This window comes from Marinobacter panjinensis (genome assembly GCF_005298175.1).
Lineage (GTDB): Bacteria > Pseudomonadota > Gammaproteobacteria > Pseudomonadales > Oleiphilaceae > Marinobacter > Marinobacter panjinensis.
The window spans coordinates 434,325-454,334 of the sequence record NZ_SZYH01000002.1; the positions used below are offsets into that span (position 1 = coordinate 434,325).

Here is a 20,010-nt window from a genome sequence, read left to right on the forward strand (position 1 = left end):
TATGACACAAGCCAAGGAATTCAGCAACCATCCCGGTCACAATAACAACCATAACGATCACCAAGGCGAGGTTGAAATGCTACGAGTAGTTGCCTGTATCGACGGCTCCAGGGCTGCACCGGCGGTGTGTGATTACGCTGCCTGGGCCAGCAAGCATATGGAAACACCCATGACGCTGCTGCACGTGCTGGATGAAGAACGCTACCCGACGGAGCCGGACCTGGCCGGTAACATTGGACTGGGTAGCCGCGAACAGCTGATGGAAGAGTTGTCCGAGCTGGACCGGAGGCGCTCGAAGCTGGCCCTGGAGCACGGCCACCACATGCTGGATGAGGCTGAAGACCGTATCAAGGCCCTGGGTATCGATGACATTATCAAGCGTCAGCGCCATGGCGACTTCACCGAGTCCCTGCTGGCTCTGGAAAACCAGACCCGTTTGCTGGTAATGGGGCTTCACGGCGAGAGCAGCTCTGACCGGGACGTGCATGTAGGCAGCCAGCTGGAAACCGTGATCCGCAGCGTCCACCGCCCGATTCTCCTGGTGCCGGATGAATACCAGCAGCCAAAAAGCGCGATGCTGGCGTTTGATGGCAGTGCCACTGCCTTCAAGGGTGTGGAGTTGCTATCTGGAAGCCCGGTACTGAAAGGCATGCCGATTCATCTGGTGATGATCGGGGCTGACACCAGCGACCGCTGGGAGCAGCTCAAGAAAGCCGAGAAGATGCTTGGTGACCTTGGTTCCGAGGTTACACTGGCGATTCGTGCCGGTGATGTGGAGCCAACCCTCCACGCCTACCAAGAAGAACATGATATCGATATCCTGGTTATGGGGGCTTATGGGCATTCGCGGATTCGTCAGTTCCTGGTCGGAAGTACCACCACGACGATGCTCAAGACTGCCCGCAAACCCCTGGTGATTCTACGTTAATGCCCTCTACCCAGGGTTCTCTTGTCGCGTCGTTGGCGATGCCTGGTTGTTTCCTGGTGTTGATGACGTTGTTGACCGGTTGTGCCGGCGGCTTGCCGCCGGTAGCTCACTCCGGAGTTGAGGAAACCGTGCAGAACGAAGACAGCTTTCTGCTCACCCAGTCCCAACAGCGGTTGGCCGGTAACGACGGCCAATCGGGCTTTTACATGCTGGATTCCGGACAGGAAGCGTTTCTGTCCCGTGCCGCCCTGATTGCGGCGGCCGAACACAGCATCGACGCCCAGTATTACATCTGGAGCAATGATCCCTCCGGGCGCTACCTGGCCGGTCGGATGCTGCTGGCTGCGGATCGTGGTGTCCGGGTACGGCTGCTGCTGGATGACTTCAACGCCGGGGGCATTGGTGAACTCCTTGCGGCCCTGGATACCCACCCCGGTATTCAGGTCCGTATTTTCAATCCTGCCAGAAGCCGTGGTGGATGGGGTCGGTGGGTATCGTTCCTGATGGATTTCGACCGTATCAACCGGCGCATGCACAACAAGACCTTCGTGGTGGACGGTGCTGCCGGGATTGTCGGCGGACGCAATATTGGCGATGAGTATTTCGGGTTTGCCGCCGATCGCTATTTCCGGGACCGCGACGTACTTGCGCTGGGGCCCGTTGTTGATGGGATGACGGACAACTTCCACGTCTACTGGAATAACCGTTGGGCCTACCCGGTGTCAGCCCTGTACCCGGATGTTCCTGCAGAGGGGAATGTAGCTGCGACCCTTGACGGGCTTCGCCGCCAGGCCAGAACGCAAGCCGGTCTGCCGGTGCCTGCCCCGGCAGACACTGCACAAGGAAGGGCAGAGCTCACAGGGCTGTTGGACCAACTGACGGTTGCACCCGGCGAACTGGTGTTTGACTCCCCTTTCGAAACCATGGAAGAGCCGGCTGAGACACCCAAGCGAAGCGCTAAAGCGCTCCAGCAGTTGGCACAGTCCGCTACCCGGGAAATTCTGATCGAATCCGCTTACCTGATACTCACCGGGGAACAATTGACGCTATTGGACGTAGGGGATCGCCAGGGCCTGCAGGTTGCCGCATTGACCAATTCACTGGCGACCAATGACCTTGTCACCAACCACGCCGGTTACGCCCGCTGGCGCCCCTATATGCTGGGGCAGGGAATAGAGATCTATGAACTCAAACCCGATGCACAGGCCTGTCAGCAATGGCTGAACACAGATGGCTTCTGCTCGACAGGCCAGGTCAGCCTGCACTCCAAGTCCGTGGTGTTTGATCGCAGCGCCCTGGTGGTCGGTTCCTTCAACGTCAATCTTCGCTCCATTTACCTGAATGGCGAAACGGTGCTGATTATCCACAGTGCGGAGCTGGCCAAGGAGGTGGCGGAAGACATACGGTCAGTCATGCATCCCCGTAACAGCTGGGAAGTCTCCCTGGATGATAGCGGAGACCTGCAATGGCGCAGCGGCGAGGCATCCTATACCAGCGAGCCCACCGTTGGCTGGTGGCGCCGCGCCAAGTCCCGTTTCCTGTCATGGTTGCCCGTGGAGAAATACCTCTAGTTCTCTGCGTCGTCAGACATACTCTCCACTCCCTGCTTGAGGTTTTGCCAAGCGGAGGAGGTTGCCTGCTTGGTGTCCTCCCAGGCACTGCGGCTACTTTCCTTTGTGTTTTCCCAGGCTTGACTCAGAGAGTCACTGGTCTGGTTCCACCAGCTCTCATCGTATTCCGGCAACGCCTTGATCTCATCCTGGGTCGCTTCCATGTGGACCTCGTAATCCTGGTCATCAAACTCGTTGTCGCCCTCTTCTTCCAACCGCAGGGTAAAGGTGCCGCGCTCGGCTACGACATCACGGCCACCCATGCCCAGTACATCACCGGTCTTGATCACCAGCGAGTGGACCGACATGTTGTCGTCCATGAGGATGTTCGCCACCTCGCCGATCTCCTCACCGCTGCTGTCGTAGACGTCCGCATCCATCAAGTCGTCCGCTGAATAAAGTCCCTGGGCGGCATGGGCCGACAGGCTGAAAGCCATGGAGCCGGCCACCAGGGAAGTGCCCATTGCCCGAATCAAACGTGTGCGCATCATAGTGAACTCCTGTATTTGCTGAACTCCTGTTGGTTACCCCGCGCCTGGAACCCGGGGTATCTGTACGCGATGTAACAGCGATCACGTCACCAATAACGCTAGCAGGGCCTGGATAATTTATCGAATGACGGTATGGCAACAGGAAAAAGACACTCATCACGCGCTGCTGCCCGCTGCAACTCCTGATGCCCACGCCCACTGAAAGTTATGCCCACCGAGATGGCCCGTCACATCCACCACTTCGCCAATGAAATACAGGTCTGGTCGATCAAGAACGGCCATGGTTTTGGATGACAGCTGGCGGGTATCCACGCCTCCCAGGGTCACCTCAGCCGTCCGGTAGCCTTCGGTGCCGGCGGGTTTGATGGCCCATTGGCCCAGAGCTCGTGCCGCCTGTTCGATGTCACTGTTCTTGTACCCCTGCAGCGGTCCGGCCCAGCCGTGAAGGTCGTTCAGGGCCTGGGCGAAGCGTTTGGGCAGTTGCTGCATCAGATATTGGGCAACGGTGGATTGTGGTCTGGTTTCTCTTAGCTGGTACAGGTCCTGTTCAATGTTGGTCGCCGGGAGCATGTTGATGCTCAGACTGTCGCCTGGCTGCCAGAAACTGGAGATCTGCAGCATGGCCGGGCCGCTTAGCCCGCGATGGGTCACCAGCATGGGTTCGCGGAAGTGTTCGTTGTTGCAGTGGACGTCCACAGGGCAGCTTACGCCGGCCAGCGGGGCCAGTTGTGCCTTCAGTTCCGGATGCAGGGTAAAGGGCACCAGTCCTGCTCGGGTGGGTAGAACGGTAAGTCCGAACTGGCGCGCGATGTCGTAGCCGAACCCGGTGGCGCCCATGGTGGGGATGGACAGCCCGCCGCAGGCGATAACCAGGGATTCGCAGTCAAGGGTGCCGGCGCTGGTTTGCAGCTGGTAGCCGTTGTCGGTGCCGCTGATTGTTCTGGCGCTGGTATTCAGCCGCACTTCCGCGCCGGCCCATTCGCATTCGGTCAGCAGCATGTTGAGTATTTCTTTGCTGCTGTCTTTGCAAAAGAGTTGCCCGGCGGCTTTTTCTTCGTGCTCAATGCCGTGGCGCTCCACCAGGTCCAGAAAGTGCTGGGGGGTGTAGCGTTTCAGGGCGGAGATGCAGTAGTGGGGGTTGTCCGAGAGGAAGTTGGCCGGAGTGCTGTTCAGGTTGGTGAAGTTGCAGCGGCCGCCGCCGGACATGAGAATTTTCTTGCCGGGTTTGTTGGCGTGGTCGATCACCAGGACTTTGCGGCCACGGTAGCCGGCTGTTGCGGCGCACATCAGGCCTGCAGCGCCGGCGCCTATGATGATTACGTCGTAGTTCCGGGCGGTCATGGTCTGGAGGTCGCGCTTTCGGAGTTCCGGCACGGGTTGAGGGCAGTCAGGGATACGCGGTGAATACGTCCATGTACGCTCGACAAAAACATCCCTGTTTTTGACGATCCCTGACTGCCCTCAACCCATACCTTTCCAAACATCTGTGCTGCCCGCCGCTGCTCGTTAGTTGGGCGCAGTATACATTTTTGTTGAGGTTTCAGGGGAGCTGGACAGAGCCTTCCATATAGAACGCGGCCTGGCCGGCGATGGTTACGCGGTCGCCTTTCAGTTCGCAGCGAAGTACACCGCCCCTGGCGGACACTTGTTTTGCCAGCAGGGTATTCTTGCCGAGTTGTTCGGCCCAGTAGGGCACCAGAATACTGTGGATGGAGCCGGTGACAGGGTCTTCGTCGATGCCTCCGCCCGGGGCGAAGTAGCGGCTGACGAAGTCGCAGTCATTGCCCGGTGCAGTAATGATGACGCCCAGATTGCCCAGTTCCTTGAGTTTGCGGATGTCCGGTTGCGCGGCTTTTACCGCGGCTTCGTCTCTGAGGACGATGAGATAATTGGTGTCCTTGGGGACAAAAAACGACGTTTCGGGGGCGCCTTCCAGGGCTTCCAGGATCAGGCCGGGTGTCGGGCGTTCCTCGAAGCCGAGGTTGGGGAAGTCCAGCTCCAGCCAGCCATCGTCGGTCTGTTTCACTCCCAGGGGGCCGCTTTTGGATTGGAGCCTGATGTGCTGCTTTTCCCAGCCCAGTTTGTTGAACAGGACCCAGGCGCTGGCGAGGGTAGCGTGGCCGCAGAGCGGTACTTCTATGCCGGGTGTGAACCAGCGTATGTGAAAGTCTTGCTCTTCATCATCGGAAAGGGGAACCAGAAAGGCCGTTTCCGAGAGGTTATTCTCCAGTGCCAGTTTCTGCATGGTGTCGTCTGGCAGCCACTCTTCCAGTGGCATGACGGCAGCGGGGTTGCCGCCGAAAACCTGGCTGGTAAACGCGTCGACCTGGTAGATCGGTAATGTGTTCATGATTCCTCCCTTGTGAACGTGTCAGCGTAGCGGTGTGCCCGGTGGGCGGCAAATTGGCTCAGTTCCACGGCGCTGTAGAAGTGAAGCTCTGGCAGAGCTTTCGAGTGGGTAATGATCCAGTGTTCGGGTTTGACCAGGCGGATTTCAAAGCCGAGGTTCTCCAGCCACTTCCAGGCGGTGTGGATGGTCATCGGGGCCAGGTCGTGGTTGTGACCAACGCCCAGCAAGTCCTTGCGGCTGGCCGGTCGTGCGTCTGTCAGCGGGTGGGGCTGTAATCGGTTCAGTGCGGTCATGGTGAAACTCCTTCTTCTGGACGCTGATCACCATTCTCCGCCGGTGCAGACAACCATAACAGATTCAGATATTGTGGTTTTGAACCGGTACAGTTTCATCTATCCGACATCTGTGCTGGTCAGAATCTGGTTGATCTGTACTGCCTCTACTCTCGATTGATCTGGCAGGATTGGGCAATGGGCATTCTCTATAATCAGGTAGCAGACCAGTTGCACGCATTGATTCGTGATGGGGTATATCGCGAAGGAGAGCGGCTGCCTGGTGTTCGGGCGCTCAGTCGCCAGTTTGGCGTGAGCGTTTCGACGGTGCTTCAGGCCCACCAGACGCTGGAGGCCCGTGGCTATCTGGAGGCACGGGAGCGCAGAGGCTATTTTGTGCATTTGCCCCGGTGGGATACGCCCGAACCGGTGATGCAGAAGCATAGGGCCAGACCCGTGCCGGTCAGCGCCAGGGACATGGCCCTGGACCTGTGCGCCGACGAGCAAAAGCGCATGGTGCCATTGGCCGCTGCGGTGCCGCATCCGGATTTTCTGCCGGTTCGCCAGATTCAGCAGGCCACCTTATGGGCGGCGAGGCGCGGGCTTGAAACCCTGGATTACGCTTTCCCGGGAAAGATTGAGTACCGGCGCCAGCTGGCTCAGCGAATGGCTACGCTTGGCGTCATGGCGACGCCGGACGATATTATTGCCACCAACGGCGCCCAGGAGGCGATCATTCTCGCCCTGAAGGCAGTGACCCGGCCCGGTGATATCGTGGTGGTTGAGTCGCCTTCATTTCCTGGCATCCTGCAGGCCCTGGACGTTGTCGGGCTCCGAGTGATTGAAGTGCCGACGCACCCGTCCGAAGGAATGAGCCTGGAGGGGCTGGAACTGGCGCTGGGACAGTGGCCGGTGAAAGCGTGCGTGGTGGTCCCCAATCACAGCAACCCCATGGGTGCGCGGATGCCTGATGAGCGCAAGCAGCAGCTGGTGCAGATGCTTGAGCGGGCGGGCGTGCCGCTGATTGAGGACGATATCTACGGTGACCTGTTCCATAGCGGTGAACGCCCCAGGCCGGCCAAGGTGTTCGACCGCACTGGCAATGTTATCTATTGCAGCTCATTCTCCAAAACCATCTCGCCGGGGCTGCGCCTTGGCTGGATGATGCCCGGCAAATACCTGGCCGAGGCGCGTCAGCAGAAGTACTTCAGCAACCTGGGTACGGCAAGCGTGCCGCAGCTGGCGGTGGCTCATTTCCTGGAACAGGGGGGCTATGACCGCTACCTGCGGTCAGTGCGGCCGCGCTTTCGTGAGGTGACGGAGCGGATGCGGGCCGCCGTGGGGCGGTCGTTCCCGGAAGGCACCGCGGTCAGCCGGCCACAGGGTGGTTTCGTATTGTGGGTTCAGCTACCGGGTAATACCTCAGGCACCGAGGTCTACCGCCGGGCGCGGGAGGAAAATATCAATGTCGCTCCGGGGCTGATGTTCTCCACCACCGACAAATACGAAAACTGCCTGCGGCTCAATGGCGCCAACCCCTGGAGCGAACGGATTGAGCAGGCGATTGGTCGCCTGGGCGCCATCGCAACCGCAGTGGCCGCCGAATCCTGAGGTGGTTCGGGGTTATACCTCGGTTTCATGATGTTTTGACAATTTGTCATTTCGTGACAATTTGTCCAGTTTTTTCTGTTTCAGCCTTCCTTCGCAACCGAATTCAGGTTTAAACTGGCCCCTCTGATCAATTTTCGTACGTGGTTTCCCGCTGTACGGTGAATGCCGCTCCATAATCACAATAAACCGGAGGCAGTCATGACTATCAGTTCCACCCCTGAGGGTGTTTCCGTTTCCCCACGGCACCTGCGCTTCGATCTTGCCGAAGAACTCAAAACGCTCTGGCACGGTAACGACACCTTCCGCACCGCCTTCTTTAATGCACTTTCTCTTCAATTTCCGGAGGGAGAGCAGCAGTTCATCAATGCGGTCCGCCTGTATCGCGAGCAGGTGGATGATCCCAAGCTGAAAGAGGAAATACGCGGGTTTATCGGCCAGGAAGCGCTGCACAGCCGGGAGCACAAGCATTACAACGAAGCCCTGAAGGCGCGGGGCTATGATATCGATGCCATTGACCAGCGTTTTCGCAGGCACATGGAATGGGTGGGCAAGCTGCCACCCAGCCGTCAGCTTGCGGGAACCTGCGGTGCCGAGCATTATACGGCCGTGCTGGCCAATGCAATCCTCAGCCATCCGGAGTGGATGGAGGGTGCCACCCCCGGTATGGCCAGACTGTGGCGCTGGCATGCCATTGAAGAAACCGAGCACAAGTCCGTGGCTTTCGATGTCTACCGCCATTGCGTCGGCAACGAGCGGTTGCGGCGAATCGTGTTCCTGTTCGTGAGCTGGAATTTCTTCAAGTACACCTTCCTGAACACCTGCAGCCTGCTGAAAGCCGATGGCAAGTTATGGAGCCCGGGCACCTGGATTGGCGGGATCAACTTTCTGTGGGGAAAACCGGGCGTTTTACGTAAGTGTCTGCCGGACTTTCTGGCCTATTTCCGCGAGGGGTTTCACCCCTGGCAACAGGATAATCGTGAGCTGATCGATAAAAACCTCAACGAACTTGAGCTGGAGCAAACTGCTGGTTAGCAGGGTGCTGAAATTACCACGGCTTTGTGTAAGACTGGGCGCTGCTACGAACAACGACAATAAAGGGAAGTGTCCGGCAGGAACAACTTCCCGCAGCTGGAGGCCCCCATGCGCGTTGGTCTTATAGTGGATTCGGCTTGCGATTTACCCTACGAGTTCAGCCGAAAGCACGACCTGTTCGTTTTGCCCGTGACCGCCGTGATCGACGGCCAGACCTACATCGATGAGCACGATCCGGTGCGAACCCAGGAGTTCTATCAGGGCGGGTTGCTGCAAAAGGGCCACCATGCGGAGACACAGGCCTTCTCTCCCCAGCAGATCCATGACTTGTTCATGGAGAAGATTGTCACCCAGTTTGATGTGGCGATTTGCGAAACCGTTACCCGCTCCCGCAGCCTGATCTTCCAGAACGCCACCGAAGCCATGAATACGGTCATGTCGCACTACGAGGAGGCACGCAAAGCTGCCGGGCGTGATGGTAAGTTTTCCATGCGTGTCATCGACAGTAAGCAGATTTTTGCTGGCCAGGGCCTGTTGGCAGCTCATACGCTCAGGCTGATCGAGCAGAAACTGTCAAAGAATGCACTCCGTAATGAAGTCGAAACCTTCACTGACAAGATCTATACCTGCGTGATTCCCCGTGATCTGCATTACATTCGCGAGCGGGCCCGCAAGCGCGGTGACAAAAGCGTGTCGGCGCTGGTGGCTTTTCTGGGCAAGGCTCTGAACATCACCCCGGTGATATTCGGCCAGGGTGCCCAGGGCCAGCCTGCCGCCAAGACCCGAAGTTTTGACATGGCGGTTGAAAAGGTCATGAACTATGCCGCTGGCCGGGTGGAGGCGGGGTTGCTGACCCCCTATGTCAGCCTGTCCTGTGGGTTGACCTGGACCGAAATCGAGGACCTGCCGGGCCTGAACCGCCTGCGGGATGCGTGCGAGAGTAATGGTGTGGAGCTACTGCTTTCCCAGATGGGTATTACCAGCAGCATCTACGTTGGCCCGGGCAGCCTTTGCTTGGCCCTGGCAGCAGAGCCTCACGAATTTAGCGATTTCCAATAACCCTCATCTTATCCAGTCCCGGAGCGACATTGCCTCTTGGCCTGCCTGCACCCTACCGACTGTTTCTTCGGCAAACGCAGCTGACGTGGCTTCGTGTTAGCCTCTTCCTCTTCTGACTCTCGTCGCCCACTTTCAGACAGCACCGGACCGTGACTATGACCAAAGGCAAAACGGATCTCGCCAATGCCCTGCTTGAGCAGCATGTAAAACACGAACTCGCGTCCCTGAAAGGGGCAAAGCTGCGTCGGTTCCTGGCAACCGAGGTGGATGCCCTGTTCGATTACGCTGGCACCATCACGCTCAACCGTCTGATCTCGGTGGAGCAGGTGATGGGGGTGATCCAGCGCATAGTTATAGATATGGAGCTGGATGCCGGGATACCGGAGATGGCAGCTGAAATGGCCACCGAAGTACTGAATGCTCCGGTCCAGGGAACCTCACGGCTGCGGGACATCATCACCCGCGAGCAGGCGACAGGTTTCCTGGAAGAGGCACTTGAGCTTCGCCAGCAGCGTGAGAGGGTGATCAGCGAGATCATGGCGCACCCGGTTTACCAGGAACTGGTTTCAAACGTGGTCTACCAGGGTGTGGTGAATTACCTCTATGAAGACAACCTGATCACCAAGAGTGTTCCCGGTGTGGGCTCAATGATGAAGTTTGGCAAGCGCTGGGCCAACAAGGCTGTGCCCGGGCTGGATGAATCCTTCGAGCGCCGGTTCAAGACCTGGCTGTCGGACAGCCTGCCGGGACTGGTTGCCCGCAGCGAGCAATTCCTGCACCGGGCACTGACGGACGATGAACTGCGGGACAGCGTGATGGCGGCCTGGGTTGCGGTGGAAGACCGCACCATTGAAGAGCTCCACGAAGGCCTGGGCGACGTCCAGCTGCAGGAGTTTGTGGTGCTGGGGTACGAGTTCTGGCTGCAGTTCCGCAAGACCGCGTATTTCGAGGGCTGTACCAGGGCAGTGGTGGAGCGCCTTTTCGACATGTATGGCGACAGTCCGGTGATTGAGCTGCTGAGTGACGTAGGTGTTGACCATGATCTGGTGATGGCGGAAGTGGGTGCCCTGGCAGTTCCGCTGATAGACGTGCTGCGTGAGGAAGGGTATCTTGAAGCCCTGATTCGCCGTCGTCTCGAGCCCTTCTACAAGTCGGCGGCGACGAAAAAGCTTCTGCAGCAGGAGAGCTGATTACTCCTGCTTTCCGTGGGGGAATCTGGACGTGTGGATACCAACCGAGCTGTTCTGGGCCTATCTGGTGGCCATTTCACTGCTGACGGTGACACCAGGGGTGGATACCCTGCTGGTGATGCGAAATGCCGGGCGGGGTGGAGTGGAGCGTGGTTTGCAGGATGGTTGTGTGACCAGCGTGGGCATCTGTAGCGGACTGTTCATCCATGCCACCTTGTCAGCCCTGGGTATTTCCGTGTTGCTGGTGGAGACTGCCTGGGCATTTACCGCGCTCAAGTGGGCAGGTGCGTGTTATCTGATCTGGCTGGGGCTGAGCTCATTGCGACAGGCCCTGAGGCGTGCCCCTGAAGAGCGCTCAGAGCCGGAAGCCGCCGGTGTGAGGCCGTCACGGATGAAACCGCTAACGGCCTCAATGGCGTTCCGCGAGGGCCTGTTGTCCAACGTGCTGAACCCCAAAACCGCGCTGTTCTATATGGCGCTGTTGCCCCAGTTTATCGACCCGGCAGGAAATGCCTTCCAGCAATCGTTGTTCCTCGCGGGGGTTCACTTTGTGTTGGCGATGGTGTGGCAATGTGCGCTGGCAGTGCTGGTGGTCAAGTCGCGCCGGCTTGGGGTGGGGCAGGGCGTCAAGCGTACGCTCAACGCTCTGACCGGCGGCTTTTTTGTGGCTATCGGGGGAAAGCTGGCTACGCAGTAAGCGCCACCATTACTTTTCCAGGTACTGCAGCTTGTTCGGCTTGCCGTCCCACTCTTCAGCGTCCGGCAACGGATCTTTCTTTTCGGTGATATTCGGCCATTTGCCTGCCAGATCGGCATTGAGTTCAACAAACTGAACCTGATCTGCAGGCAGCTCGTCTTCCGAAAAGATGGCCTCTGCAGGACACTCCGGCTCACACAGCGCGCAATCGATGCACTCGTCCGGATCGATCACCAGAAAATTCGGGCCTTCGTAGAAGCAGTCAACCGGGCATACTTCCACGCAGTCCGTGTATTTGCACTTGATGCAGTTATCGGTAACGACAAACGTCATAGTCAGCTTCCTGGTCCAGTAGTCAATCTCATCGGTGTAATAATAATTGCGCGATATTGTATTGAGCGGCCTGCCCACTCGCAAGCGCCGAGGCGCACTATCGTTATTACATGGGTCAATTCTGCCGTATTTTCCAGTTATTTGTTCAGTAGTTCCTTCAATTCATACAAGCGGTTCAGCGCATCCCGCGGCGTCAGTCCGTCAACGTCCAGTTTTGCCAGGGTTTCTTCCACCTTGCTGGGTTCCAGGCTGGCGAACATATCTCCCTGCATCACCGGCTCGCTGATCCGGGCCGGGCGTGTCCGCTTGTCCGGTTCGCCCGGAGCCGTTGCGGCTTGAGCGGGCAGGGGGTTGGCCGGTGCTGCGCTCCCCTCAAGATGGGAGAGTTGCTCCCGCGCGTTACGGATAACCTCCTGGGGCACGCCCGCCAGTTTGGCTACCTGCAGCCCGTAACTCTGGCTGGCGGGGCCGTCGTGGACATTGTGCAGGAATACGATGGTGTCGTCGTGCTCCGTGGCTGTCAGATGAACGTTAACGGCGTGTTCCAGGTCATCGGCCAGTTGCGTGAGCTCGAAATAGTGAGTGGCAAACAGGGTGTAGCAACGAATATATCTGGCCAGGTGTTCCGCCGTCGCCCAGGCCAGTGAGAGGCCATCGAAGGTGCTGGTGCCGCGCCCGACTTCGTCCATCAGCACCAGGCTGTGTTCGGTGGCGTTATGGAGGATGTTGGCGGTTTCCGTCATCTCCACCATGAACGTGGAGCGCCCGCCGGCGATGTCATCGGAAGAGCCCATGCGGGTGAAAATACGGTCCACCGGGCCGATGACCACGCGGTTAGCCGGAACGAAGCTGCCGGTGTAGGCCAACAGGGCAATCAGGGCCGCCTGGCGCATGTAGGTGGACTTACCGCCCATGTTGGGACCAGTGATCACCAGCATGCGACGCTGCTGGTCCATCAGCAGGTCGTTGGGCACGTAGGGATCACTCAGCAGTTGTTCCACGACCGGGTGGCGGCCTTCTTCGATGTCGAAGCCAGGGGTGTTGCTGAATTCAGGCGCATTGAATCGCAGGCTGGTTGCCCGCTCGGCGAAGTTGCTAAGCACATCCAGCTCTGCCAGGGCCTGGGCGGCATCCTGCAAGGGTGCCAGTTCTGCGGCGACGGCTTCCAGGACTTCATCGTAGAGGGCCTTCTCCCGCGCCAGTGAACGGCTCTTGGCGCTGAGGGCCTTGTCTTCGAACTCTTTCAGCTCCGGGGTGATAAACCGCTCGGCGTTCTTCAGGGTCTGGCGGCGTATGTAATCCACTGGCGCTTGGCCGGACTGGGCGCGGGTGATCTCAATGTAATAACCATGCACCCGGTTATAGCCCACTTTCAGTGTGCTGATGCCGGTGCGTTCCCGTTCCCGTGTCTCCACGTCCAGCAGGAACTGGCCGGCGTTCTCGCTGATGTTGCGCAACTCGTCCAGCTCTTCGTCAAAGCCTTCCCGGATAACGCCGCCGTCGCGAATCACCACCGGCGGGTTATCGATGATGGCCCGCTCCAGCATGTCCGCCAGTTCCGGGTATTCGCTGATGATGGTGGCCAGTTTCACGATGTGGTGTGAGTTCACCGGTTTCAGAGCCTGCTGTAAATCCGGCAGGGCCTGGAAGGCATCCCGCAACCGCGCCAGATCCCTTGGGCGGGCCGAACGCAATGCCACCCGCGCCAGAACCCGCTCGATATCGCCAATGCTTTTGAGCAGGTCGTGGACCGGCTCGTAGTGAAACCCGTCCAGCAGCGCGGAAACCGCCTGCTGACGTTGCTCAACCACGGTAACGTCGCGCAGCGGCCGGTTGAGCCAGCGCCGCAGCTGGCGGCCACCCATGGCGGTCGCCGTGCGGTCCATCACCCAGGCCAGAGTGTGCTGGGTGCCGCCCATCAGGTTGGTGTCGATCTCCAGGTTGCGGCGGCTGGTGGCGTCCAGAATAACCGCCTCTTCGCGACGTTCCCGGCTTAGTTTGCGGATGTGGGGCAGGGCGGTGCGCTGGGTTTCCTTTGCGTATTGCAGCAGGCAGCCGGCAGCGCAGATCGCCAGGGTGAGATCTTCGCAGCCAAACCCGGTCAGATCACGTACCTGTAGTTGCTGGGTCAGCACCCGGCGGGCGGTGTCGGCTTCAAATAACCAGGGGCCCTGGCGGCGAATGCCGGTGTAGCCTTCCAGTACATCCTGATAGGGAAAATCTTCGCTGACAAGAATTTCCGCCGGCCTCAGGCGCTGAAGCTCCCCCTGCAGACCCTCAAGGTCATCCAGCTCGGACACCGTAAATCGCCCGCTGGAAATATCCAGGGAGGCAAACCCGAACTGCTCCCGGTGGCTATAGATGGCGACCAGCAGATTATCCCGACGATCCTCCAGAAAAGCATCATCGCTGAGAGTGCCTGGTGTCACAATGCGCACAACCTGGCGGTCTACCGGCCCCTTGCTGGTAGCGGGGTCGCCAATCTGCTCACAAATGGCAATGGATTGACCAGCCCGCACCAGACGTGCAATGTAACCTTCGGCAGAATGGTACGGAATGCCGGCCATGGGTATCGGGCTGCCACCGGACTGCCCGCGGGCGGTGAGGGTGATGTCCATCAGCTCGGCGGCCTTGCGGGCGTCTTCGTAAAACAGCTCGTAGAAGTCCCCCATGCGGTAGAACACCAGTTCATTCGGGTGTTCGCCCTTTATCCTGAGGTATTGCCTCATCATCGGAGTGTGCTGGGACAGATCGGTCTGGGCTGCTGACATGAACGGTTCCGGATCCATTGGCTTTATGTGAAGGCAGGGATTGTAAGAAAATAACCGCCATGATGAAACGAAGGAGATCATTATGCCACTGACTGACCAGGCATTGGCGGACGCAGGTAATCAACTGGCCGAATTGCTGGAGCGGCGCCAGCTTACCATTGCCACCGCCGAAAGCTGCACCGGCGGCTGGGTTGCCAAGGTGTTGACTGACCGCGCAGGTTCGTCGGCCTACGTGCTGGCAGGGCTGGTCACCTATAGCAATGACGCCAAAAGGGCATTGCTCGGGGTTACGGAGGCCTCCCTTAACGAGCAGGGCGCCGTCAGCGAACCGGTGGTGCGAGAGATGGTGGCCGGGGCACTGTCCACAACCGGTGCCAGTGTTGCGGTTGCTATCAGCGGCGTTGCAGGTCCCGGTGGCGGTAGCGACGACAAACCAGTGGGTACCGTGTGGTTTGCCTGGGGCCGTTCTCCGGCAGACACCGTAGCGGTGGTTGAAACCTTCCCGGGCGACCGTGATCAGGTGCGGCGCCAGGCTGTTCTGTATGCGTTACAGGGGGTTAGGAGCTTTCTGGAAAACTCCTGAAGCGGAGGGGTTGGTCTTGCCCTGATGTTATGTTTTAATACTGTTCAAATATACAGGGGTCCGGTTTTTCCGGGTTCCGGAGTTAACGATTTCGGCCGCCGGGCTCCCGTCCCGATAACGGCACAGGCGACAGAGGGTTTGCAACAATGGAAGACAACCGCAACAAAGCACTGAGCGCAGCGCTTAGCCAGATTGAACGCCAGTTCGGCAAGGGTGCCGTCATGAAAATGGGCGACCAGCCCCGGGAAGCCATTCCTGCAGTGTCCACCGGCTCTCTCGGCCTGGATGTCGCTCTGGGTATTGGTGGCCTGCCTTACGGACGCATCTGTGAAATCTATGGTCCGGAAAGCTCCGGTAAAACCACGCTGACCCTCCAGGTAATTGCCGAAGCCCAGAAAGCCGGTAAAACCTGCGCCTTTATCGACGCAGAGCACGCCCTTGACCCGATCTACGCCGAAAAGCTGGGCGTGAATGTGGACGACCTGCTGGTGTCCCAGCCGGATACCGGTGAGCAGGCGCTGGAAATCGCTGACATGCTGGTGCGCTCCAATGCGGTAGACGTCATCATTGTTGACTCGGTAGCGGCCCTGACCCCGAAAGCCGAAATTGAAGGCGAGATGGGCGACAGCCACGTCGGCCTGCAGGCCCGGCTGATGTCCCAGGCTCTGCGCAAACTGACCGGTAACATCAAACACGCCAACTGCCTGCTGATCTTCATCAACCAGATCCGCATGAAGATCGGCGTTATGTTCGGTTCACCGGAAACCACCACCGGCGGTAACGCCCTGAAATTCTACTCTTCCGTTCGCCTCGATATCCGCCGCATTGGCTCGGTGAAGGACGGCGACGAAGTGGTGGGTAACGAAACCCGCGTGAAAGTGGTCAAGAACAAGGTTGCCCCGCCGTTCAGGCAGGCCGAGTTCCAGATCATGTACGGCAAGGGCATCTACCACATGGCCGAAGTGCTCGATATGGGTGTGAAGGAAGGCTTTGTCGATAAGTCCGGTGCCTGGTACGCGTACAAGGGTGACAAGATCGGCCAGGGCAAGGCCAACGCCTGCAAGTTCCTGGAAGAGAACCTGGATATCGCTAACGAAATCGAAGCTGCTGTACGTGACAAGCTGATGCCCAAGCCGGCAAAAAAAGAGGCGGCTGAAGAGGCAACAGCAGACGCAAACGGAGAGCTTCTCTAAGCACGATCAGGTTGGATTCCGCACTATCGGGGAGGTGATATGGATGCAAAAAAAAGACTGCTGGTCGTTGCCCATGCGCCGTCCCCGAATACCCTCAAACTACGGGAAGCGGTAGAGCAGGGCGCAAGGCACGAAGACATCGAAAATGTTGAAGTGACCGTGCTTCCGCCACTGGAGGCCGGCCCGGACGACGTGCTGGCCTGTGATGCCATTATCCTCGGCACTACCGAAAACCTCGGCTATATGAGCGGCGCGTTAAAGGATTTCTTTGACCGCAGCTACTATCCCTGTCTTGAGAAAACCCAGGGGCTTCCCTTCACCTTTTATATCCGCGCAGGGCTCGACGGTACCGGAACCCACCGTGCTATCGAATCGATTACTACCGGCTTACGCTGGCGTCTGGTGCAGGAGCCACTGCTTTGCCATGGCGAGTATCGGGATGAATTCGAGGAACAGTGCCGTGAACTTGGGCTTTATATGGCGGCGAGCCTGGATGCGGGTTTGTTCTAAGTAGGGCTTAGCTGGCGTAATGGTTGTAGATGCCTTCAATGCGGGAAAGAGCGTTATCCACGGCCCTTGAATAACCCTTCTTGTCAAAACAGTAGCAGAACTGGAGGCTTACGCGGAAACCCGTCTGAAAGGGTTGGCAGCTGACCACCTGGGCGGCAACGCGGGACTCGCGGATGTACTTGCCGTCAAAATCCATATAAAGCCGTGCTCTTGGCTCTACCGGCCTTGGGCACAGGACTGCCATTCCGTAACGGTTCATATCCAGGCAGGTGACAGCGGTTGAATTCTTCCCTCGACCAAAAAAGCCCCGTTCCTGCAATTGTACCTTCAGGCACATGGCAGGGTAGCGGTCCTTGATTCTGCGGTCTGCGGAATCATTCGTCATAGGTTGGCATCCATTGCTGATCTTGTGTTTGTGATCGGCCCGCTTTTCCATCGGGACATGGAGTTTAGTTCCCGCAGGTGTGAGTGAAAAATGACCAAGCAAAGAACTGTGATCTGGTTATCAATTTCTACGCGCGGGTACTGACCAACCGGCCTCTCCGGTCTTCGGCAGGGGCTTCCTGCGCGGTCTTCGGGTTCAGCAGGCGTGGGCTGCGCCTGGAGCGCTTCTTGCGGCGATCCGGTCCTTCAAAAGCCACCTGCGCACGCCGCCGGTCGGGTTGTACTCGACGATCCCACTGGGGTTTTTCCGGAGACGGGGTCGGTTGCTGCGGTTCAGGTAGCGTAAAGGGTTTGCGCTTGCGCAATGACTCCATCACTGTCAGCGGTTGCGGTTGATTCCGGTAAATATCCATTTTGTGAGCGCCCTGCCTGTGCCTTTCTGCGGTGGCTAATTATGCCCGATTGATCAATTTATCGACAAGTTTGGCTAAAACTTTAGGCTGAGCGCGACAGGGCGGGCCCCAGATTCTACAATGACCGCCCATAACCAAATGCTTTCATACCGTTACAGGACCGAACCTTGAAGTCACTGTCCCTGAACCAGCTCTATAAAGCCTGTGTTTTAAAAGATTTACCGTTCAAGACCACCCGTCAACTCGAGCCCCTGGCAGAAATCGTCGGCCAGAATCGGGCCCAGGCAGCGGTACGTTTTGCCCTGTCCATGCCCCACGGTGGCTACAACGTTTATGCGGTGGGTCGCAACGGGCTCGGTAAGCGCACCATGATGCTGCGGTACCTGGAACACCATGTAGACACGGATAACCAGAGCCACGACTGGTGCTATGTGGCCAACTTCGAGGAGCCCCGTGTGCCCAGGATGCTCAGGCTGCCTGCCGGCAAGGGCACGGAGTTGAAGCAGGACATGGAAAAGCTGATGGGGCGTCTTATGAAAATGATCCCTCAGACGTTCGATAGTGATAGCTTTCTGGAGCGTGCTGAAAAGCTGAAGAACGACTACGTCAAGAAGCAGGAAGACGAACTGGAAAAGGTCGCAGACCAGGCCAAGCGAAAGAAAGTCAGCCTGAACATCACGACCCCGGGCGGCTATCGCCTGGTGGCAATGAATGGCGATGAAGCGCATACCGCCGAGTCGTTCCAGGCCCTGACTGAGGCACAACGGGACAAGTTCGAAAGCGATATTAACAAGCTGGAGAAAAAGCTCAGACAGGCGCTGCGGAAACTGGCGGACTGGGAGCAGGAATACGCGGAGAGCCAGCAAGCGCTTAATGAGGAGACCCTGGAGGGCATTTCAGGCCATCAGATTGATGAACTGATAGAAAAATATCGGGATCAGCCGGATGTGGTGGCTTACTTCGACGCCGTTCGCAAGGATCTGTCGGAAAGCCTGGAAATTTTCCTGGAAGACAATGAAGAGCAGGCGGCCATTGCCTATGCCTCTCTGGACAAGAAGATGCCCCGTCGCTACCTGGTGAATGTACTGGTCCACCAGAAAACCGACGAAGTGCCTGTGGTGGTGGAGGATAACCCCACTTACCACAATCTGTTCGGTTACGTGGAGAGCGTGACTTTCAAAGGCACGGTGTTTACTGACTTCTCCCTCATTCGCCCCGGCAGCCTTCACCGCGCCAATGGTGGCTATCTGCTGATGGATGCCATCAAGGTCCTGGAGCAGCCGTTTGTCTGGGATGGCCTCAAGCGGGCCCTGCGTTCAAAGACCATTCAGATCAATTCCCTGGAGCGGGAATTGACTCTGTCGGGCACTATCTCGCTGGAGCCTGAGGAAATCCCGCTGGACGTCAAAATCGTGCTGTTCGGCGACCGGGAAACCTGGATGTTGCTGCAGGAGTACGATCCGGAGTTCGCCGAGTTGTTCCGGGTGACGGCGGATTTTGAAAACGAGATGATGCGAACGGACGAAAGCCAGGTACTTTATGCCAAGTTCATCGCCAGCCTGGTGGATGAAAAGAAGCTGCTTCACTGCAGTAACAAGGCGGTCGCCCGTATCATTGAACACAGTGCACGCATGGCAGAGCATCAGGATCGCCTGTCTTTGCATGCAGCGGATATTGCCAACCTGTTGCGTGAGTCCGACTACTGGGCCCGGCAGGCCGGTGCCCGGCTGATCCAGAACTCCCATGTGGATCAGGCGCTGGAGAGTGCCCGTTATCGCAGTAGCCGGATTCGTGATCAGTTCTACGACTCCATTCGTGATGGTTCAACACTGGTGTCCACCACAGGTACCTGTGTGGGGCAGGTAAATGCGTTGTCGGTACTTTCGACCGGGGGCTTCGAGTTCGGTCTGTCCAACAGAATCACTGCCACCTGCTATTATGGTGATGGCGGCGTGATGGATATCGAACGTGACGTGAAGCTGGGGGGTAACATCCACTCCAAGGGTGTGATGATACTCAGCTCCTGGCTTTCTTCCCATTTTGCCGTCACCGACCCCATGCATCTGTCGGCGAGCCTGACGTTTGAGCAGAATTACGGCGAAGTCGACGGTGACAGTGCGTCCCTGGCAGAGATGTGCGCCCTGGTTTCGACGCTGTCGGGGCTGCCGGTGCGGCAGGACCTGGCAATCACCGGATCGGTCAACCAGTTCGGCGAGGTTCAGCCGATTGGTGGCGTCAATGAAAAGGTCGAGGGTTTTTACAGCACCTGCAAACTGGTCGGCGAGCTGACCGGAACCCAGGGCGTGATCGTACCTGCAACCAATGTGCAGAACCTGATGCTCGATCAGGAAGTCGTACAGGCAGTCCGCGACGGCAAGTTTCATGTTCACTCGGTGTCCCGGGCAGAAGAGGCCATCACGCTTTTGCTGGGCAAGCCGGCAGGCAGGGCAGACAAAAAAGGCAGGTATCCCAAACAGACTGTTTTTGGCATGATCCAGCAACGTCTGGAGAAGATGCGCGAACACGAGCGTCAGGAACATGCCCGGGATGACCACAAAGACCCGTCGATTCACTAAGGCGTAT

At 58.2% G+C, this 20,010-nt stretch carries 19 protein-coding genes; 11 read left to right on the top strand and 8 right to left on the bottom strand.

What is annotated here, in order from left to right; all coding sequences use genetic code 11:
- Position 1: 1 nt before the first annotated feature.
- On the top strand, positions 2-928 hold the full coding sequence (locus FDP08_RS18345) for a universal stress protein (protein WP_137437730.1): 927 nt from the start codon (positions 2-4) through the stop codon (positions 926-928).
- On the top strand, positions 928-2,499 hold the full coding sequence (locus FDP08_RS18350; RefSeq protein WP_228263385.1) for a phospholipase D family protein: 1,572 nt from the start codon (positions 928-930) through the stop codon (positions 2,497-2,499). Before FDP08_RS18345 ends, FDP08_RS18350 begins: the two co-directional genes overlap by 1 nt.
- Here FDP08_RS18350 and FDP08_RS18355 read toward each other — a convergent pair.
- From FDP08_RS18355 to FDP08_RS18370, 4 genes are all read right to left on the bottom strand, one after another.
- Positions 2,496-3,029 carry a PRC-barrel domain-containing protein gene (locus FDP08_RS18355; protein ID WP_137437731.1) on the bottom strand — a complete coding sequence of 178 codons (534 nt, stop codon included), beginning with the start codon at positions 3,027-3,029 and terminating at the stop codon, positions 2,496-2,498. The two genes, FDP08_RS18350 and FDP08_RS18355, sit on opposite strands and share 4 nt — an antisense overlap.
- A 156-nt stretch (positions 3,030-3,185) precedes the next feature.
- Positions 3,186-4,370 (bottom strand): BaiN/RdsA family NAD(P)/FAD-dependent oxidoreductase, encoded by a 1,185-nt coding sequence (locus tag FDP08_RS18360; protein WP_137437921.1) that lies wholly within the window; start codon positions 4,368-4,370, stop codon positions 3,186-3,188.
- 199 nt (positions 4,371-4,569) lie between these two features.
- The gene (locus FDP08_RS18365) at positions 4,570-5,379 is read right to left on the bottom strand and encodes a PhzF family phenazine biosynthesis protein (protein ID WP_137437732.1); all 810 of its coding nucleotides are present in this window, start codon (positions 5,377-5,379) and stop codon (positions 4,570-4,572) included.
- Positions 5,376-5,672 carry a hypothetical protein gene (locus tag FDP08_RS18370; protein ID WP_137437733.1) on the bottom strand — a complete coding sequence of 99 codons (297 nt, stop codon included), beginning with the start codon at positions 5,670-5,672 and terminating at the stop codon, positions 5,376-5,378. The genes FDP08_RS18365 and FDP08_RS18370 overlap by 4 nt, the downstream gene beginning before the upstream one ends.
- 177 nt (positions 5,673-5,849) lie before the next feature.
- On the opposite strand from FDP08_RS18370, the gene FDP08_RS18375 reads away from it, so the two are divergent.
- The 5 genes from FDP08_RS18375 to FDP08_RS18395 all read left to right on the top strand — a co-directional run bounded on the left by FDP08_RS18375 (position 5,850) and on the right by FDP08_RS18395 (position 11,240).
- Complete coding sequence (locus tag FDP08_RS18375; RefSeq protein WP_137437734.1) at positions 5,850-7,262, top strand: aminotransferase-like domain-containing protein; 1,413 nt, start codon at positions 5,850-5,852, stop codon at positions 7,260-7,262.
- A gap of 198 nt (positions 7,263-7,460) precedes the next feature.
- A complete protein-coding gene (locus tag FDP08_RS18380; RefSeq protein WP_137437735.1) occupies positions 7,461-8,294 on the top strand; it encodes a metal-dependent hydrolase in 834 nt (277 codons plus the stop codon).
- A gap of 108 nt (positions 8,295-8,402) precedes the next feature.
- Positions 8,403-9,353 carry a DegV family protein gene (locus FDP08_RS18385; RefSeq protein ID WP_137437736.1) on the top strand — a complete coding sequence of 317 codons (951 nt, stop codon included), beginning with the start codon at positions 8,403-8,405 and terminating at the stop codon, positions 9,351-9,353.
- Between the two features lie 155 nt (positions 9,354-9,508).
- Entirely contained in the window at positions 9,509-10,543 is a 1,035-nt protein-coding gene (locus FDP08_RS18390) for a hypothetical protein (RefSeq protein WP_137437737.1), read from the top strand.
- Between the two features lie 31 nt (positions 10,544-10,574).
- Positions 10,575-11,240 (top strand): LysE family translocator, encoded by a 666-nt coding sequence (locus FDP08_RS18395; protein ID WP_137437738.1) that lies wholly within the window; start codon positions 10,575-10,577, stop codon positions 11,238-11,240.
- Between the two features lie 9 nt (positions 11,241-11,249).
- Here FDP08_RS18395 and fdxA read toward each other — a convergent pair whose 3' ends face one another.
- Positions 11,250-11,573 carry a ferredoxin FdxA gene (fdxA, locus tag FDP08_RS18400; protein WP_137437739.1) on the bottom strand — a complete coding sequence of 108 codons (324 nt, stop codon included), beginning with the start codon at positions 11,571-11,573 and terminating at the stop codon, positions 11,250-11,252.
- 137 nt (positions 11,574-11,710) lie between these two features.
- A complete protein-coding gene (gene mutS / locus FDP08_RS18405) occupies positions 11,711-14,344 on the bottom strand; it encodes a DNA mismatch repair protein MutS (RefSeq protein WP_137437740.1) in 2,634 nt (877 codons plus the stop codon).
- An 82-nt stretch (positions 14,345-14,426) separates the two neighbouring features.
- On the opposite strand from mutS, the gene FDP08_RS18410 reads away from it, so the two are divergent.
- The 3 genes from FDP08_RS18410 to FDP08_RS18420 all read left to right on the top strand — a co-directional run bounded on the left by FDP08_RS18410 (position 14,427) and on the right by FDP08_RS18420 (position 16,630).
- A complete protein-coding gene (locus FDP08_RS18410) occupies positions 14,427-14,927 on the top strand; it encodes a CinA family protein (protein ID WP_137437741.1) in 501 nt (166 codons plus the stop codon).
- Between the two features lie 146 nt (positions 14,928-15,073).
- Positions 15,074-16,120: a recombinase RecA gene (gene recA, locus FDP08_RS18415; RefSeq protein ID WP_137437742.1), complete on the top strand. Its 1,047-nt coding sequence runs from the start codon at positions 15,074-15,076 to the stop codon at positions 16,118-16,120.
- 39 nt (positions 16,121-16,159) lie between these two features.
- Positions 16,160-16,630 (top strand): flavodoxin family protein, encoded by a 471-nt coding sequence (locus FDP08_RS18420; RefSeq protein ID WP_137437743.1) that lies wholly within the window; start codon positions 16,160-16,162, stop codon positions 16,628-16,630.
- A gap of 7 nt (positions 16,631-16,637) precedes the next feature.
- On the opposite strand, the gene FDP08_RS18425 is transcribed toward FDP08_RS18420, so the two are convergent.
- Together FDP08_RS18425 and FDP08_RS18430 are read right to left on the bottom strand one after the other, a co-directional pair.
- Positions 16,638-17,015 carry a PilZ domain-containing protein gene (locus FDP08_RS18425; RefSeq protein WP_137437744.1) on the bottom strand — a complete coding sequence of 126 codons (378 nt, stop codon included), beginning with the start codon at positions 17,013-17,015 and terminating at the stop codon, positions 16,638-16,640.
- A gap of 127 nt (positions 17,016-17,142) precedes the next feature.
- Positions 17,143-17,427, bottom strand: coding sequence for a hypothetical protein (locus FDP08_RS18430; RefSeq protein WP_137437745.1), 285 nt, complete (start codon positions 17,425-17,427; stop codon positions 17,143-17,145).
- 167 nt (positions 17,428-17,594) lie between these two features.
- On the opposite strand from FDP08_RS18430, the gene FDP08_RS18435 reads away from it, so the two are divergent.
- On the top strand, positions 17,595-20,003 hold the full coding sequence (locus tag FDP08_RS18435; protein WP_137437746.1) for a Lon protease family protein: 2,409 nt from the start codon (positions 17,595-17,597) through the stop codon (positions 20,001-20,003).
- Positions 20,004-20,010 lie beyond the last annotated feature (7 nt).

Coding starts and splice junctions, on each gene's coding strand:
- FDP08_RS18345 (WP_137437730.1), top strand. CDS start 2: ATGACACAAGCCAAGGAATTCAGCAACCATCCCGGTCACAATAACAAC.
- FDP08_RS18350 (WP_228263385.1), top strand. CDS start 928: ATGCCCTCTACCCAGGGTTCTCTTGTCGCGTCGTTGGCGATGCCTGGT.
- FDP08_RS18355 (WP_137437731.1), bottom strand. CDS start 3,029: ATGATGCGCACACGTTTGATTCGGGCAATGGGCACTTCCCTGGTGGCC.
- FDP08_RS18360 (WP_137437921.1), bottom strand. CDS start 4,370: ATGACCGCCCGGAACTACGACGTAATCATCATAGGCGCCGGCGCTGCA.
- FDP08_RS18365 (WP_137437732.1), bottom strand. CDS start 5,379: ATGAACACATTACCGATCTACCAGGTCGACGCGTTTACCAGCCAGGTT.
- FDP08_RS18370 (WP_137437733.1), bottom strand. CDS start 5,672: ATGACCGCACTGAACCGATTACAGCCCCACCCGCTGACAGACGCACGA.
- FDP08_RS18375 (WP_137437734.1), top strand. CDS start 5,850: ATGGGCATTCTCTATAATCAGGTAGCAGACCAGTTGCACGCATTGATT.
- FDP08_RS18380 (WP_137437735.1), top strand. CDS start 7,461: ATGACTATCAGTTCCACCCCTGAGGGTGTTTCCGTTTCCCCACGGCAC.
- FDP08_RS18385 (WP_137437736.1), top strand. CDS start 8,403: ATGCGCGTTGGTCTTATAGTGGATTCGGCTTGCGATTTACCCTACGAG.
- FDP08_RS18390 (WP_137437737.1), top strand. CDS start 9,509: ATGACCAAAGGCAAAACGGATCTCGCCAATGCCCTGCTTGAGCAGCAT.
- fdxA (WP_137437739.1), bottom strand. CDS start 11,573: ATGACGTTTGTCGTTACCGATAACTGCATCAAGTGCAAATACACGGAC.
- mutS (WP_137437740.1), bottom strand. CDS start 14,344: ATGTCAGCAGCCCAGACCGATCTGTCCCAGCACACTCCGATGATGAGG.
- FDP08_RS18410 (WP_137437741.1), top strand. CDS start 14,427: ATGCCACTGACTGACCAGGCATTGGCGGACGCAGGTAATCAACTGGCC.
- recA (WP_137437742.1), top strand. CDS start 15,074: ATGGAAGACAACCGCAACAAAGCACTGAGCGCAGCGCTTAGCCAGATT.
- FDP08_RS18420 (WP_137437743.1), top strand. CDS start 16,160: ATGGATGCAAAAAAAAGACTGCTGGTCGTTGCCCATGCGCCGTCCCCG.
- FDP08_RS18425 (WP_137437744.1), bottom strand. CDS start 17,015: ATGACGAATGATTCCGCAGACCGCAGAATCAAGGACCGCTACCCTGCC.
- FDP08_RS18430 (WP_137437745.1), bottom strand. CDS start 17,427: ATGGATATTTACCGGAATCAACCGCAACCGCTGACAGTGATGGAGTCA.